The 775-nt window shown below is 54.8% G+C and carries 2 protein-coding genes; one reads left to right on the top strand and one right to left on the bottom strand.

Annotated features, from left to right (window positions below):
- Nucleotides 1-159: cation:proton antiporter domain-containing protein (locus AC1DH9_RS30135; protein WP_477809452.1), on the bottom strand; the 159-nt coding region annotated here is incomplete at its 3' end.
- A 204-nt stretch (nt 160-363) separates the two neighbouring features.
- Between AC1DH9_RS30135 and AC1DH9_RS30130 the strand changes: the two genes are divergently transcribed.
- The gene (locus tag AC1DH9_RS30130; protein WP_054596376.1) at nt 364-600 is read left to right on the top strand and encodes a glutaredoxin family protein; all 237 of its coding nucleotides are present in this window, start codon (nt 364-366) and stop codon (nt 598-600) included.
- Nucleotides 601-775 lie beyond the last annotated feature (175 nt).

Raw genomic sequence — 775 nt, 5'->3', positions numbered from 1 at the left:
GTCTGGTAGATCCTGGTTGTCATTCACCCAGCCGAATGCGCCGGGCCCAACCAGCAGTCCGACGCACAGGTAGCCCAGCACGGGAGGCAGTTGAAGACGCCGAAACAGTGCAATCACCACTAATGACGAGGCGAGGATGATCAACAAATTGGCAAACACGACATGCTCCGTTTCGGTGTCGGGACGTACCCAGCGTAGAGGCAAAAAAAGCCGCGAGCATTGCGCAGTTGGAGCCGACGCCGAATGATTTGCATCAGGGTTATACCAGATAGCTAAAATTGGCTGTCGTCACGGAGGGCGTTGCTCGACGACTTTTCATCCCGGGCCTAGAATAGTCACCCAATCCTCGTTGGTCTGTTTGTCATGACTCCTGAATGCCAGTTGTTCAGCACCCTTGGTTGCCATCTCTGTGAACTCGCAGAAGCAGAGCTGATGCCGCTGGTCGAGCATGGGTTGCTGGTGGAACTGGTCGACATTGCCGACAGTGAAGCGCTGTTTGAAGCCTACGGTTTACGCATTCCGGTACTGCGTCGTGTTGATACAGGGGCTGAGCTGGGCTGGCCCTTCGACGCTGAACAGGTCGTGGCATTCCTGCGCTAAACCCCTTCTTGTTTTCAGCGACGGCCGTTCCGCCTGTCGCGCTCCTCAGGTAATGCGTTGGCGTAACCCCGAGTATTCGTTTACTGTATGTGCATACAGTTATTCGCGTCAGAGGGAAGTGCATGGTCAATGTCGAACAATTGAAAGCCAGCGTGAATCGCATGTCGGCTGATGT

The sequence above is a fragment of the Pseudomonas sp. 05T35 genome (assembly GCF_056396605.1).
This window is presented reverse-complemented; position numbering and strand designations above follow the sequence as displayed.